The following is a 243-nucleotide window of genomic DNA, read 5'->3' on the forward strand; positions in this document are numbered from 1 at the left end:
AATATAAACAACCGCACTTTCTTTGGGGATAAAATTTACAATGATGCGGAATTCTTTAAAGATTTAGCTATAAATACCAATTCTATCATGCTTACACCTGTTAAGGGGATAAAAGGACAACCCGAGGTAATCAAACAAAGAGATAAAGCTGCAAATGATCTGTTCTCCACTGCTGTCTCTACCATTAGGCAGCCTATTGAGTCCCTATTTAACTGGCTGATAACAAAAACGGATATACAGAGA

General features: G+C 36.6%; 1 protein-coding gene. It reads left to right on the forward strand.

Going from position 1 to position 243, the window contains the following annotated elements; genetic code table 11:
* The coding region (locus GSY63_RS25195) for a hypothetical protein (protein ID WP_208094399.1) at positions 1 to 243 on the forward strand (243 nt) is incomplete at both ends.

The organism is Mucilaginibacter agri (assembly GCF_009928685.1).
Classification (GTDB): Bacteria; Bacteroidota; Bacteroidia; order Sphingobacteriales; family Sphingobacteriaceae; genus Mucilaginibacter; species Mucilaginibacter agri.